Annotated in this window: 13 protein-coding genes; 8 read left to right on the top strand and 5 right to left on the bottom strand. The window is 72.0% G+C overall.

Annotated features, from left to right (window positions below):
* Nucleotides 1–28: 28 nt before the first annotated feature.
* Together AB3K78_RS13780 and AB3K78_RS13775 are read right to left on the bottom strand one after the other, a co-directional pair.
* Nucleotides 29–604: a nitroreductase family protein gene (locus tag AB3K78_RS13780; protein WP_416444149.1), complete on the bottom strand. Its 576-nt coding sequence runs from the start codon at nucleotides 602–604 to the stop codon at nucleotides 29–31.
* 139 nt (nucleotides 605–743) lie between these two features.
* Nucleotides 744–1,466 (bottom strand): TetR/AcrR family transcriptional regulator, encoded by a 723-nt coding sequence (locus AB3K78_RS13775; protein ID WP_416444147.1) that lies wholly within the window; start codon nucleotides 1,464–1,466, stop codon nucleotides 744–746.
* A gap of 130 nt (nucleotides 1,467–1,596) precedes the next feature.
* On the opposite strand from AB3K78_RS13775, the gene AB3K78_RS13770 reads away from it, so the two are divergent.
* On the top strand, nucleotides 1,597–3,252 hold the full coding sequence (locus tag AB3K78_RS13770; protein WP_416444145.1) for an amidohydrolase: 1,656 nt from the start codon (nucleotides 1,597–1,599) through the stop codon (nucleotides 3,250–3,252).
* Nucleotides 3,253–3,273: 21 nt separating this feature from the next.
* Nucleotides 3,274–4,647 (top strand): TRAP transporter large permease subunit, encoded by a 1,374-nt coding sequence (locus AB3K78_RS13765; RefSeq protein ID WP_416444143.1) that lies wholly within the window; start codon nucleotides 3,274–3,276, stop codon nucleotides 4,645–4,647.
* Here the strand turns inward: AB3K78_RS13765 and AB3K78_RS13760 are convergent.
* Complete coding sequence (locus tag AB3K78_RS13760; RefSeq protein ID WP_416444141.1) at nucleotides 4,637–5,584, bottom strand: AEC family transporter; 948 nt, start codon at nucleotides 5,582–5,584, stop codon at nucleotides 4,637–4,639. The genes AB3K78_RS13765 and AB3K78_RS13760 overlap by 11 nt on opposite strands.
* Before the next feature lie 9 nt (nucleotides 5,585–5,593).
* Entirely contained in the window at nucleotides 5,594–6,541 is a 948-nt protein-coding gene (locus AB3K78_RS13755; protein ID WP_416444139.1) for a LysR family transcriptional regulator ArgP, read from the bottom strand.
* Between the two features lie 91 nt (nucleotides 6,542–6,632).
* Here AB3K78_RS13755 and AB3K78_RS13750 point away from each other — a divergent pair, with 91 nt between their 5' ends.
* The 4 genes from AB3K78_RS13750 (at nucleotide 6,633) to codB (ending at nucleotide 10,034) form a co-directional block, all read left to right on the top strand.
* Entirely contained in the window at nucleotides 6,633–7,247 is a 615-nt protein-coding gene (locus tag AB3K78_RS13750; protein WP_416444137.1) for a LysE/ArgO family amino acid transporter, read from the top strand.
* 76 nt (nucleotides 7,248–7,323) lie between these two features.
* Entirely contained in the window at nucleotides 7,324–8,205 is an 882-nt protein-coding gene (locus tag AB3K78_RS13745; protein ID WP_416444135.1) for a CPBP family intramembrane glutamic endopeptidase, read from the top strand.
* 63 nt (nucleotides 8,206–8,268) lie between these two features.
* Complete coding sequence (locus AB3K78_RS13740; protein WP_416444133.1) at nucleotides 8,269–8,700, top strand: nucleoside deaminase; 432 nt, start codon at nucleotides 8,269–8,271, stop codon at nucleotides 8,698–8,700.
* Nucleotides 8,697–10,034 carry a cytosine permease gene (gene codB / locus AB3K78_RS13735; RefSeq protein ID WP_416444131.1) on the top strand — a complete coding sequence of 446 codons (1,338 nt, stop codon included), beginning with the start codon at nucleotides 8,697–8,699 and terminating at the stop codon, nucleotides 10,032–10,034. Before AB3K78_RS13740 ends, codB begins: the two co-directional genes overlap by 4 nt.
* Before the next feature lie 65 nt (nucleotides 10,035–10,099).
* Here codB and AB3K78_RS13730 read toward each other — a convergent pair whose 3' ends face one another.
* A complete protein-coding gene (locus tag AB3K78_RS13730; RefSeq protein ID WP_416444129.1) occupies nucleotides 10,100–11,182 on the bottom strand; it encodes a threonine aldolase family protein in 1,083 nt (360 codons plus the stop codon).
* Between the two features lie 150 nt (nucleotides 11,183–11,332).
* Between AB3K78_RS13730 and AB3K78_RS13725 the strand changes: the two genes are divergently transcribed.
* Both AB3K78_RS13725 and AB3K78_RS13720 read left to right on the top strand, forming a co-directional pair.
* Nucleotides 11,333–12,289 carry an ABC transporter ATP-binding protein gene (locus AB3K78_RS13725; protein WP_416444127.1) on the top strand — a complete coding sequence of 319 codons (957 nt, stop codon included), beginning with the start codon at nucleotides 11,333–11,335 and terminating at the stop codon, nucleotides 12,287–12,289.
* Nucleotides 12,286–13,095, top strand: coding sequence for an ABC transporter permease (locus AB3K78_RS13720; protein ID WP_416444125.1), 810 nt, complete (start codon nucleotides 12,286–12,288; stop codon nucleotides 13,093–13,095). Before AB3K78_RS13725 ends, AB3K78_RS13720 begins: the two co-directional genes overlap by 4 nt.
* The last annotated feature ends 30 nt before the right edge of the window (nucleotides 13,096–13,125 follow it).

The raw sequence follows: 13,125 nt of genomic DNA, 5'->3' as shown, positions 1-13,125 counted from the left end.
CGGTACGACCCCGTCCACGGGCGCGCGATCAGTCGTTGCGGATCACGAGCTCGTCGAGCTCGATGCGCTGACGCGGGGCGACCTCGCGCTCGCGCAGCGGCTCCGGCAGCTGCTCGGGATCGGCGAGCTGTCCGACCGCGGCGACGGAGATCGGCTGCAGGCGCTCGGGCAGGTCGAACGCGGCGCGGATCCCGTCGCGGTCGAAGCCGCCCATCTGGTGCACGTAGAGGCCTTCGCTGTGCGCCTGCACGGCGAAGTGCGCCACGGCCTGGCCGAGATCGTAGACGGCCCAGGGGCGCTCGTCGCCCTCGGCGGTCACGGTCTCGGCGATGTTCACGATCAGCGCCGAGGCGGATCCGGCCCAGGCCTGGTTGAAACCCATCAGGTTCTCGCGGATCTTCTCGTAGCTCTCGCTGCCGCGGCGGGCGACGATGAAGCGCCACGGCTGCGTGTTGCTGGCGCTCGGCGCCCAGCGCGCGGCCTCGAGGGCGCCGCGCAGCGCGCCTTCGGGGAGCGCGTGGTCGGCGACGAAGGATCGGGGGCTCCACCGCTCGGCGATGGTGTCGAGCACGGGGGCGCTGGTCTCTGCGGTGCGCGGGGTCATGGGGTCTCCAAGCGGGATCTTGCGGTCGGGTCGCGCGCGACGCGAGGAGCGCATCGCCCGGGTCCGGGGCGCGGCTTCGTCGGCGCCGGAAGAACAGAACACCTCATTCCGGCGCGCTATTCCCGTCTGTGACGGCGGGTTACCCCGAGGGCTCCCGCAGCGGCGCGGGGTCCGGGGCCGCATCTCCGGGCCGGCCCTCCGCCTCGCCGGCGGCGCGGAGGCCCGCCACGAGCGCGCGGAGTCCGAACTCGAAGGTGCGCTGCGCGGGGGTGATCCCTGCGGCGGAGGCCGCCGCGCGCGCCGCCGCCTCGGTGCGCAGCAGCACCGGGGCGCGTTCGGGTTCGTGCACGGGGCGCAGGTTGTCGGGCGGCGTGAGGCCGTCGAGCGCCGATCCGATGATGAAGGACTCCAGGGCGACGAGCGCGGGGACGATCAGGTCGGACGGGTAGCCGTCGCGTTCGAACGCGGCGACGATCCGCTCGTAGTCCGCGATGGACTCGGGCTCGCCGTCGATCGGCAGGGTGGCGAGGGCGGCGATGAGGCCCGGGTGGCGGCCGAAGGCGTCGATCGAGGCGCGCGCCCAGGGCAGGATCGCCTCGTACCAGGGCTGCTCGTCGAAGCCGTGGGTGCCGAGGCGCAGGGTGATCTGGCCGCGCATGGCGGCGATGAGCGCGGCTTTGCTGGGGAAGTAGTGGTGCAGGGCGGAGGGCTGCACGCCGAGTCTGCGGGCGAGGGAGGCGAGGGAGAACTCGGGCCCGTTGGCGTCGGCCAGCTCGAACGCGGCCTCCAGGATCCGATCGTGCGAGAGCACGGCGGTGCGCGGTCGTCCGACGCGACGCGCGGGGCCCTCCGATTCGCTCATGCTCTCGATCCTCCCAGATCCGATCCGCGCTCCGCTCGACCGCCGCTTGCGCAATTAATTGAATCACCGTAAATTAATCCCGGCGACGCGGACCGCGACGCCGCTCACGCGACGACGGGCGAGGAGAGACGTGTCGACGAGGACCGCTGACATCATCATCGAGGGTGCGCGCGTGCGCACCATGCTGCCGGGCGAGCCCGACGGGGCCGTGCGCTCCATCGCGATCGCGGACGGCCGGATCCTCGGCGTCGGGGACGCCGACGCGGTGCGCGACGCCTTCCGCGGCGCGGCGACCCGCGTCGACGACGCGGCCGGGCGCACCGTCACGCCGGGTCTCATCGACGCGCACCTGCACCCGATCCAGGGCGTCGAGATCGTGCAGGGCGTCGACCTCGGCGGCCTCACCGATCTGCGGACCGTGCTCGACCGGCTGCGCGAGGAGGCCGCGCGCGTGCGGCGCGAGACCGTCGGCGGCTGGGTGCGCGCCTGGAACCTGGACTACGCGGCCTTCGAGGGCGCGCGCATCGCCGCCTCGACCATCGACGAGGCGCTCGGCGACGTGCCCGCGCTGCTCTACTTCTTCGACGTGCACACCGCGCTCGTCAACTCCGCCGGCCTCGCCGCCGCCGGCATCACGGGGGCCCGCACCTTCGACGACACCTCCGAGATCGTGGTCGACGCGGACGGGCGGCCGACGGGCGAGCTGCGCGAGGAGAGCGCCTACGCCGACGTGCTGGCCGTGATCCCGAAGCCGAGCCGCGAGGAGACGCTCGACACCGCGCGGCGCACCCTGGCGTTCATGCGCCGATCGGGGCTCACCGGCGGCGCGATCATGGACGGCAACACCGGCACCCTCGACCTGCTCGAAGCGCTCGACACGACCGGATCCGGCCTGCCGGTGCGCATCGTGAGCGCCGTCGACGTGAAGCCCGCCGCGGACGCCGAGGAGCGGGCCCGGCTCATGGCCCAGCGCGACCGCGGCGGCGACCGCTGGCGCGGCGGCATGATCAAGCTCTACGCCGACGGCGTCATCGACTCGGGCACCGGCTGGCTCTACGCGCCCGACACGCACGGCGAGGGAACGACGCCGTTCTGGGCGGATCACGATGCCTTCGTGCGCACGGTCGCCGAGTTCACCGCCGCCGGGTTCCAGATCGCGACCCACGCGATCGGCGATCGCGCCGTGGGCGAGACGATCTCGGCCTACGAGGCGGCCGGCCTGCGTGCCGCCGGTCGGCCGACCCACCGGATCGAGCACCTCGAGTGCCTCGATCCGCGCGACATCGCGCGCCTCGCCACGACCGGCGTTACCGCGTCGATGCAGCTCATGCACATGCAGTGGAGGATCCCCGACGGCAGCGACGCGTGGTCGGAGCGCCTCGGCCCGGAGCGTGCGAAGCAGGCCTGGAACGCGGGATCGGTGCTGCGCGCCGGCGCGCCCCTCGCGCTGGGATCCGACTGGCCCATCGCCGAGCTCGACGCCCGCGTCGGCCTCGCGTGGGCGATGCTGCGCCGCACCCCCGGCGACCGCGATGCGCACGTCTACGAGCCCGAGGAGCGCCTCACCGCGCTCGAGGCGCTGCACGGCTACACCCGCGGCGCCGCCCTCGCGCAGGGCGACGACGACCTCGGCGTGATCCGCGAGGGCGCCCACGCCGACCTCGCGGTCTGGGAGGAGGACCCGGCGCTCGTGCCGGGCGACGACATCCTCCATCTTCCCGTCGCCGCCACCTACCTCGCCGGCGTCCGCGACGACGCCCCGATCTCGGCCGCGCGCGCCGAGTAGCCCGAACGGAACACCCCCCAGATGCAGAACACCGCCCTCGCCCTCCTCCCGATCGTCACGATCCTCATCGTGTCGGTTCTCACCCGGCGCACCCTCCTCGCGCTCTTCTGCGGCACGGTCGTCGGAGCGCTGCTGCTCAGCGGCTTCGGCTTCGTCGATTCGTGGATCGGCTACTTCGGCACCTCGATGAACGATGAGACCGTGCAGTGGCTGCTGCTCGTCGTCGCGCTCTTCGGCATGCTCATCGCCGTGTTCAACGCCTCCGGCGCCGTGCGCGACTTCGCGCTGTGGGCCGAGCGGTTCGTGAACTCGCGCCGCCGCTCGCTCGTCGCGACCTGGCTGCTCACCATCGTGCTGTTCATCGACGACTACCTGAACGCCCTCACGGTCGGTACCTCCATGAAATCGGTCACCGACCGCTACGGGGTACCGCGCACCATGCTCGGCAGCATCATCAAGATGACTTCGGCGCCGATCGCGGTGCTCATCCCGTTCTCGACCTGGGCCGTGTTCTTCGCCGCGCTGCTCGAGAAGGACGGCGTGACCGTCGGCGGCAGCGGCATGGGCGCCTACATCCAGGGCCTGCCGTTCGTGTTCTTCGGCTGGATCGCGCTCATCGTCGGCCTGCTGCTCGCCCTGGGCGTGCTGCCCGCGATCGGGACCCTGCGCGCCGACGTGCGCCGGGCGCGAGAGACCGGCGACACCCTCCCCGCCAACACCACCGACGAGGAGCGCGCCTTCGAGCAGGCCGGCATGCAGGGCGAAGCCCCCAGCCGTCCGCTGCCGTTCGCGTTCCTGATCCCCATCGCGACGCTCGTCGCCGTCACCATCGCGAGCGGCATCGACATCGTCAAGGGATCGGCCGCGGCGCTCGTCGTCGCGATCGTCATCGCCCTGATCCAGCGCCGCCTCACGTTCCGCAAGGTGCTCGACCAGGCGTTCGAGGGCATCGCGAGCATGATGTTCGTGATGGTGCTGTCGGTGCTCGCCTTCATGGTGCAGCACATGAACATGGACCTGAAGCTCGTCGACTGGGTGATCGAGGTCACGCAGCCGCTCATGACGGGCGCGCTGCTCCCCGCGATCGTGTTCCTCGTCTGCGGCATCTACGCCTACGCCACGGGCTCGTTCTGGGACCTCGCGGCGGTCATCACCCCGATCGTGCTGCCGCTCGCCATCGCGATGGGCGTGGATCCGATCCTCGCGGGCGCGGCGGTGTTCTCGGGTGCGGCCTTCGGCTCGACCACCTGCCTGTACGGCGACGGCATCATCCTCGCGTCCCGCTCGGTCGGCGTGAAGCCCGTCAACCTGATGACGGCGATCCTGCCCTACGCGGGCCTCGCGGGGGCGCTCACCTTCATCGCATACCTGATCACCGGCTTCGTCATGGCGTAGGGTCGCCGAGCAGCCAGGCGATCAGCGCGATGACGGGCAGGGACGCGAACGTCGTGACGAACACGATGTCGCGCACGATCGTCTCGGCCCGGCCGTAGGTGGCCGCGTAGTTGTAGACGTTCTGCGCGGTCGGCAGCGCCGCGATGACCGTCGCGACGAACAGCTGATGCGGTGCGAGGCCGATCGCGGTGCCGAGCCCCCAGGCGACGAGCGGCATCGCGACCACCTTGAGCGCGGTCGAGACCAGTACGAGCCGCACGCCCGTGCCGGGCTGCAGCGCCCGCTGCCCGTGCAGCGAGATGCCGAAGCTCAGCAGCACCATCGGGATCGCCGCGCCGCCGATCATCTCGAGCGGCGCAAGCACGAGCTTCGGCACGGGCACGGCGAACAGCGCGCAGAGGACGCCCGCGAGGCAGGCGATGATGATCGGGTTGGTGAACGCGCGGCCGACGGCGCGCAGCACCCCGCGAACGCCCGATCCCGGCGCGCGACCCGTGCGCGTCGAATCGAGGATCGAGAGGACCACGGGCGCGTAGAGCGCGAGCTGCACGATGATGAGCGGGGCCACGTAGGCGGCGTCGCCGAGGATGTAGACGGCGACCGGGAGGCCGAGGTTGTTGGAGTTGACGTAGCCGGAGCCCGCGGCGGCGAGCGTGGTCGTGGCGAGGTCGCGCGGGAACCAGACGCGCGAGATCACGATGAAGGACGCCGCGACGACGAGGGCCGCGACGGTCGTGACGAGGATCACGGGGGAGCGCAGCACCGAGATGTCGCTCCGGTGGAGCACTGTGAACATGAGTGCGGGCGTCGCGACGAAGAACGCGACCCGGTTGAGCGTGAGCCGCTGATCGCCGCGCACGACCCCGAGGCGGCCTGCCAGGTACCCGATGCCGATGACGCCGAGGATCAGCGCGAATCCCTCGAGCACCCCGACCATGGGATCAGGCTATCGGGCGGTGCGGACCGGCCCTGCGGCACCGGCTGCGCCGGTCGTCGTGCCCGTGCCGAGCGCTCCGAGCGCCGCCGAGGCTTCTTCGGCGAGGATCGCGCTCAGCCGGTCGAGCACCGGCGAGCGCAGGTTCCACCGCTGCCAGTAGAGGGGCAGCGTGACCGGTCGACCGGGATCCAGCTCGACCACGCGCCCGTCGGCGAGCGCGTCCCGGCACTGCAGCTCCGGCACCATGCCCCATCCCATGCCGAGCTCGATGGCCTGCAGGAACTCGGCCGACGACGGGATGAAGTGCCGGGGCGGGCTGATGGGCGCACGGGTGTGCCGACGGATGAAGCGCTGCTGGAACACGTCGTGCCGGTCGAACTCGACGTGCGGTGCGCTGCGGAGGGCCTCCGCGGTGATGCCGCCCGCGAAGTGCTCCGCCGCGAAGCCGGGCTCGGCCACGGCGAGGTAGCGGTCCACGACCACGCGCGTCGAGCTGCACCCGGGCACCGCCTCCCTGGTCGAGGTGAGGCCCGCCATCGCCGCGCCGCGGCGCAGCAGCTCGGTCGAGACGGTCTCGTCGGCGCGCAGCACTTCGAAGCGCGCGTCGGTCTCGCGCGCCGCCCGGGCGAGCGCGGGCACCACCCAGGTCGCGAGCGAGTCGGCGTTCACCACGAGCGGGATCGCGGTGCCGCCGCTCGGGCCTCCCGAGAGCTCGCGCGCGACGTCGTCGACGATGCGCTCCAGCTGGCGCGCGGCGCGCAGCACCGCGGCGCCGGCCTCGGTCACGGCGATGGGCCGCGTGCGCTGCAGCAGCACGGAGCCGGTGCGGCGTTCCATGCCGCTGAGCCGCTGGCTGATGGCCGAGGGGGTGACGTGCAGCTGCCGCGCCGCGCCCTCGAGGCTGCCCTCGTCGACGATCGCGGCGAAGGTGCGCAGGTGCTCGACGGGGAGGTCCATACTCGCATCTTAAGCAGAACTGACGCAGCATGAGAATCATGAGGCATGCTCAAGTGGCGGTGGAGCGTGCCGCGGCCCTAGCGTCGACTCCATGATCCTTCCCTTCCTCGTCGGCATCGGCAGCGGCCTCTCGCTCATCATGGCCATCGGCGCGCAGAACGCGTTCGTGCTGCGCCAGGGGATCCGTCGCGAGCACGTGCTGCCCGTGGTGCTCATCTGCGGGCTCACCGACGCCGTGCTCGAGCTCGCGGGCGTCGCCGGGATCGGCTTCGTGATCGAGCGCGCGCCGCTCGTGCTCGAGATCGTGCGCTGGGGCGGCGTGCTGTTCCTGGTCTGGTACGCCTGGACCGCGTTCCAGCGCGCCCGCAGGCCCGAGGTGCTCGTGGCGGGGGAGGGCAGCGGCGGCTCACTGCGACGCACGGTGCTCGCCTGCCTCGCGATCACCTGGCTGAACCCGCACGTCTACCTCGACACGATGGTGCTCATGGGTTCGATCGGCAACGCGCAGGGCGACCCGGGCAAGTGGTGGTTCGTCGCGGGCGGTGCGCTCGCGAGCATCGTGTGGTTCGCGCTGATCGGCTACGGCGCCCGCGCGCTCACCCGATTCTTCGCGACGCCGAAGTCGTGGCGGATCCTCGACGGCGTGGTCGCCGTGACCATGCTCGTGATCGCCGCCCGCCTCGCCTTCGGCGGAATCGGGGCGTAGTGCGGGCGAGCCTCGCTTCGCTACGCTGAGCGCAGTGGGCGGCGCCTCGCCGCCCGACGCGTCGAGGGGGCTGGCGATGGGCGAACGAGGAACGCGAGCGGGAACCGGCGCGAACGCGTGGTCGCGATTCTGGAACCGCGGGTCCTGGTGGAAGGCGCTGCTGGCGGCCGTCGCCTACCTGGCGCTCTTCCTCGGCGGCAGCCGGCTCGTCGGGCTGCTCTGGGGAGCGGACGTCGCCCCGAACCCGTTCGCCGACGCGCGATCGGTGGTGGTCGCGCTCCTGCTCCCGCTGCTCATCGGCGCCGTCGTCCTCCTCGCCTTCGTCGCGTCGCTCCGGTGGTTCCCCGCGCTGTTCGGCCCGCAGCCGATCCGCGGCCGCGGGTGGATGTGGATCGCGGTCGTCGTCACCCTCGTCCCCATCGCGCTGCGCCTCTTCGGCACCGACTACGGCGCCTACGCGGCAGGCGTCGTACCGCTGACCTTCGTCGTCGGACTGCTCGTCGGCCTCACCGAGGAGCTGCTGACCCGGGGCATCGTGGTCAAGCTGCTCCGCGATGCCGGCCACGGCGAGATCGCGGTCGCCGTGGTCTCGTCGGCGCTGTTCGGCCTGCTGCACGCGTCCAACGCCCTCGGCGGGCAATCGCCCGTGCTGGTGCTCACCACCGTGCTCTTCGCCTTCGGCTTCGGTCTGATGATGTATCTCGTGCTGCGCGTCACGGGATCGCTCATCTGGCCCATCCTCATCCACGCCCTGACCGACCCCACCACCTTCCTCGCGACGGGCGGGATCGATGTCGCCGGGACCGGGCAGGAGAGCGTGCTCAACCAGCTCGCCGGACCGTTCAACATCGTCTTCGTCGTGTTCGCGGTCATCGCGATCTGCTGCATCCGCGGGCGCGTCGGAGCGCCGGGCGCCGCCACCGCGCCCCGGTACGATGGGATGCATGCAGCTGAATGACGACGACCGCCGATTCCTCGACCTCGCGATCGAGCAGGCGAGGATCGGCTGGGACGAGGGGGCGTGCCCATCGGCGCCGCGCTCGTGCACTTCGGCGCGAACGGTCCCGAGGTGCTCGCGGTCGGCCGCAACCGGCGCGTGCAGATGGGCAGCGCGATCCGCCACGGCGAGACCGACTGCCTCGAGAACGCCGGGCGCCTGCCCGCGAGCGTCTACCGCAACAGCGTGCTGTACACGACCCTGTCGCCCTGCACCATGTGCGCGGGCACCGCGATCCTCTACGACATCCCGCGCGTCGTGATCGGCGAGAACCGCAGCTTCGAGGCCTCCGAGGAGTGGCTGCGTTCGAAGGGCACCGAGCTCGTCGTCGTCGACGACGCCGAGTGCATCGACCTCATGAACCGCATGATGACCGAACGCCCCGAGATCTGGGCGGAGGACATCGGCGTCGAGACCTCCGACCTCGAAGGCGCGACGGGCGAGGCCCGCGCGTGAGCGCCGGCCGCATCCAGGAGCAGCAGACCGCGACGGAGCAGCCGGGATCGACGCCGATCGATCCCGACTACCCCGTCACGCCCGTGCCGCAGCACGCGCGCAAGGGCTTCTTCTCGCTCATGGTGGTGCTGCTCGGCTTCACCATCTTCACCCCGACGATGCTCGCCGGCGCCGCGCTCGGCAAGGCCTTCGGCCTCGGCGAGCTGCTCGTCGTCATCGCGCTCGGCTCGGCGGTGCTCGGCACCTACGTGGCCGTGCTCGGGTGGATCGGGGCCCGCACGGGCCTCACCACGGTCGTGATGGCGCGGTACACGCTCGGCACCCGGGGGTCGAAGCTCGCCTCGATCCTGCTCGGCGGCACCCAGGTCGGCTGGTACGGCGTGGTCGTCGGGACCATCGGCGCGCTGACCGCGCAGGCCTTCGGCTGGGAGTCGTACGGAGCGAAGGCCGCGGTCATGATCGTCGTCAGCGCGCTCATGTGCGCCACCGCCGTGTACGGCTATCGCGGCATGTACTGGGTCTCGCTCATCTCGACCCCGCTCATCCTGATCCTCGCCTTCTGGGTGATGTTCCGATCCCTCGACGAGGTCGGCGGGTGGGCGGGTCTCGCCGCGATCCATCCCGACGGTTCGATGCCCATCGCGGTCGCCGTGACCGCGGTCGTCGGGACCTTCGTCTCGGCGGGAACGCAGGCGCCCAACTGGACGCGCTTCGGCCGCAGCGGCGGACAGGCCGTGATCGCGTGCGTCGTCGGCTTCCTGGTCGGCAACGGCCTCATGATCTTCTTCGGCGCGATCGGCGCGATCACCTTCGGCGAGGGCGACTTCGTGCTCGTGCTGTTCAACCTCGGCATGATCGGCTGGGGCCTGTTCCTGCTGTTCGGCAATCTGTGGAAGTCGAACGCCGACGCCGCCTACTCGTTCGGCGTCGCGGGCGCTGAGCTCTTCAACCGCCCGAGCAAGACCCGCTTCGTCATCTTCGGGTCCGTCATCGGCACCGTGCTCGCGCTCGTCGGTGTGCACGAGCACCTGCCGCAGTACCTCGGCCTGCTCGGCACCTTCATCCCGCCGCTCGGAGGCGTGATCATCGGCGACTACCTGGCGCGCTGGCGGCGCACGCAGATGCCCGAGGGCGAGGCGCTGCCGCGCTTCAACTGGGTGAACCTCGGCGTCTACGTCGTGGCCTGCGCGGCCGCCTGGGTGTCGGGCCAGTTCTCGTTCGGGATTCCGCCGGTCATCGGGATCGCGGTGGCGCTCGTGCTCAGCGTCGCGCTGACGCGGTTCGGTCCGCAGCGCCCGCTGGCCGGCGTCACGCAGGCGATCGCCGTCGACTGAGCGGGTGCGGCCGCGGTTGCGGCCGTGCTCGCGGCATCCGGGTTCTCCCGCGGCGATTCCCGCGCCTACCCCGCGAGCAGCGCCAGCAGCGCGTCGACGTCCTCGGGCGTCGTGTCCCATGCGCACATGAGCCGGAACAGGCCGGGGCGCCCGGGCCATTCCGAGAAGGCATACCGCGTGCGGGCCCGCGCCGCGGCTTCGGCGGGCAGCAGCGCGAACACCCCGTTCGACTCGACGGGGAACGCGAGCGAGAACCCCGGGTTCTGAGCGCCGAGCTCGGCGATGCCGTCGCCGAGGCGCGCCGCCATCGCGTTCGCGTGCGACGCCGAACGGTGCCAGAGGTCTCCCTCGTAGAGGGCGGTGAGCTGCGCCGACGCGAAGCGCATCTTCGACGCGAGCTGCAGGTTGATCTTGCGGAGCGCCCGCATGCCGGGCGTCGCGCCCGGGCGCAGCACCACGACCGCCTCGGCGCCGAGGAGGCCGTTCTTCGTGCCGCCGAGGCTCAGCAGGTCGGCGCCCGCGTCGGCGGTCGTCGCGGCGAGCGAAGCGCCCAGGTGGGCGGCGGCGTTGCCGAGGCGCGATCCGTCGACGTGCAGCAGCATGCCGTGGCCGTGCGCCTGCTCGGCGAGCGCCTCGACCTCGCCGGCGGTGTAGGAGGTGCCGAACTCGGTCGACTGCGAGATCGACACGGCGAGCGGTTCGGCGCGGTGCTCGTTGCCCCAGCCCCACGCCTGCTGCGCGACGAGCTCGGGCGTGAGCTTGCCGTCGGGCGTCTCGACGGGGAGCAGCTTGATGCCGCCCGTCTTCTCGGGCGCGCCCGTCTCGTCGGTGTTGATGTGCGCGGTCGCCGCGCAGATCACGGCTCCCCAGCGGGGCACGGCGGCCTGCAGCGCGAGCACGTTCGCGCCCGTGCCGTTGAACACGGGGAACGCCTGGGCGGCAGGTCCGAACAACTCCTTCGCGAGGGCCTGGAACCGGGCCGTCCACGGATCGCCGCCGTAGGCGGGCGCGTGGCCGACGTTCGCCGCTGCCAGCGCGGCCAGCGCCTCGGGATGCGCGCCGGCCCAGTTGTCGGAGGCGAAGCTCGCCGGATGCGCGGCGGGGTCGGTGCTGATGGGGGCGGTGGTGCGGCTCTGCGGGTCGGTCACCTCGTCAGCCTAGCCCCGCAGGCCGGTTCGTCGGCCGCCGTGGCGACCACCCGGTGCGCCGGGCATCCACCGACCGGTGGATGCCCGGGCGCGCAGAAATCAGCCGGTCGGGCGCTGCCGCCGGGCGGCCCGAGCGGCGATCCTGGAACCATGAGCAGGACCGGAACCCCAGGGCACGACCTCCCTGCCGTCGCCGTGCACGGCCTCGGCAAGCAGTACGGCGGCCGCGCGATCCTCGACGGCGTCGACCTCGAGATCGGACGCGGCGAGACCTACGCGCTGCTCGGCCCGAACGGGGCGGGTAAGAGCACGACCATCGAGATCCTCGAGGGGTTCCGCACGAGCGGGGCCGGCACGGTCGAAGTGCTCGGCCACGACCCCGCGAAAGCGGGACGCGCGTGGCGCTCGCGCATCGGGATCGTGCCGCAGACCACGGCCGAGTTCGGTCCGTACACGCCGCGCGAACTGCTCGCGCACCACCGCCGCTTCGCGCCGAATCCGCGCGGCGTCGACGAGGTGCTCGACCTCGTCGGGCTGACGGCGCAGGCGAGGATCCGGGCCCCGAAGCTGTCGGGCGGTCAGCAGCGACGCCTCGACGTCGCGCTCGGCATCATCGGCGGCCCGGAGCTCGTGTTCCTCGACGAGCCCACCACCGGTTTCGACCCCGAGGCGCGGCGGCAGTTCTGGAGCATGCTCGAAGGGCTGACGGCGACGGGCACCACGATCCTGCTCACCACGCACTACCTCGACGAGGCCGAGCGCCTCGCCGATCGGGTCGGCGTGCTCAGCGGCGGCCGCATCGTCGCCGAGGCCCCGCCCGCCGAGCTCGGAGGGATCGAGCAGCGCACCCCGATCGTGCGCTGGCGCGAGGACGGCCGCGTGCTCGAGCGCCGCACCGAGCGGCCGGGCGAGCTGATCGCCCGGCTCGTGGCGGCGGCCGACGGCGAGCCCGACGGGCTCGAGGTGATCCGCCCCTCGCTCGAAGACGTCTACCTGGGACTCATCGGCGCGTTCCGCACCGGCGACGCCGAAGAGGCCGAAGACGCCGAAGACCCGGCCGGCTCGGCCGCCCCCATCGGAACCGCGTCGCAGGAGGCCGGAGCATGAGCGCCATCGCCATCGGATTCGCCCGGATCGGCTTCGAACTGCGGGGCTATTTCCGCCGGCCAGACACCGTCTTCTTCACCTTCCTCTTCCCCCTGCTCATGCTCGGGATCTTCGGTGCCGCGTTCTCGTCGCTCGGCGAGGTGGGGGCGAAGCCCGACGGGACGGGCGGCGTCAGCATGGCCGCCTACTACCTCCCGGGGCTCGTCGCCGCGGGCATCTTCCTCTCGGGCGTGCAGAACCTCGCGATCGACATCGCCCAGGAGAAGCACGACGGCACGCTCAAGCGCCTCGGCGGGACCGCGCTCCCGCCCGCGAGCTACTTCATCGGCAAGATCGGGCTCACCCTCGTGACCGCGATCCTGCAGGCCGCGCTCACGATCGCCTTCGGCGTCGCCGTGTTCGGGATCGCGCTGCCGAGCGGTCCTGGGGCGTGGGCGACGTTCGCCTGGCTGTTCCTGCTCGGCATCGCGACCATGTCGCTGCTCGGCATCGCGCTGTCGGCGCTGCCGCGCAGCGGCCGCTCCGCGACCGCCGTGGTGCTCCCGATCGTGCTCGTGCTGCAGTTCATCTCGGGCGTCTACCTGCAGTTCACGATGCTGCCGGGTTGGTTGCAGAGCATCGCGGGGGTCTTCCCGCTCAAGTGGCTGGCGCAGGGCATGCGGGCCGTGTTCCTGCCCGAGCACTTCGCGAGCGCCGAGCCGTCCGGAGCCTGGGATCTGGGTCTCGTGGCGCTCGCGCTCGGAGCCTGGCTCGCGGTGGGTCTCGCCGCCACCCTGATCACCTTCCGGTGGACCAAGCGCTCGTGATCCCGTCCCGCCGGGCCGGGCGTGCGCTCC

The sequence above is a fragment of the Leucobacter sp. HNU genome, assembly GCF_047946755.1.
Taxonomy (GTDB): domain Bacteria; phylum Actinomycetota; class Actinomycetes; order Actinomycetales; family Microbacteriaceae; genus Leucobacter.
Note: the sequence above shows the minus strand (reverse complement) of the source record. Positions and strands in the feature narration are given on the sequence as shown.

Bases quoted from the DNA above. Each gene is read 5' to 3' on its own strand.
- AB3K78_RS13745 (WP_416444135.1), top strand. From the start codon at position 7,324: ATGGGCGAACGAGGAACGCGAGCGGGAACCGGCGCGAACGCGTGGTCG.
- AB3K78_RS13760 (WP_416444141.1), bottom strand. From the start codon at position 5,584: ATGGTCGGGGTGCTCGAGGGATTCGCGCTGATCCTCGGCGTCATCGGC.
- AB3K78_RS13780 (WP_416444149.1), bottom strand. From the start codon at position 604: ATGACCCCGCGCACCGCAGAGACCAGCGCCCCCGTGCTCGACACCATC.
- AB3K78_RS13750 (WP_416444137.1), top strand. From the start codon at position 6,633: ATGATCCTTCCCTTCCTCGTCGGCATCGGCAGCGGCCTCTCGCTCATC.
- AB3K78_RS13765 (WP_416444143.1), top strand. From the start codon at position 3,274: ATGCAGAACACCGCCCTCGCCCTCCTCCCGATCGTCACGATCCTCATC.
- AB3K78_RS13775 (WP_416444147.1), bottom strand. From the start codon at position 1,466: ATGAGCGAATCGGAGGGCCCCGCGCGTCGCGTCGGACGACCGCGCACC.
- AB3K78_RS13725 (WP_416444127.1), top strand. From the start codon at position 11,333: ATGAGCAGGACCGGAACCCCAGGGCACGACCTCCCTGCCGTCGCCGTG.
- AB3K78_RS13755 (WP_416444139.1), bottom strand. From the start codon at position 6,541: ATGGACCTCCCCGTCGAGCACCTGCGCACCTTCGCCGCGATCGTCGAC.
- AB3K78_RS13720 (WP_416444125.1), top strand. From the start codon at position 12,286: ATGAGCGCCATCGCCATCGGATTCGCCCGGATCGGCTTCGAACTGCGG.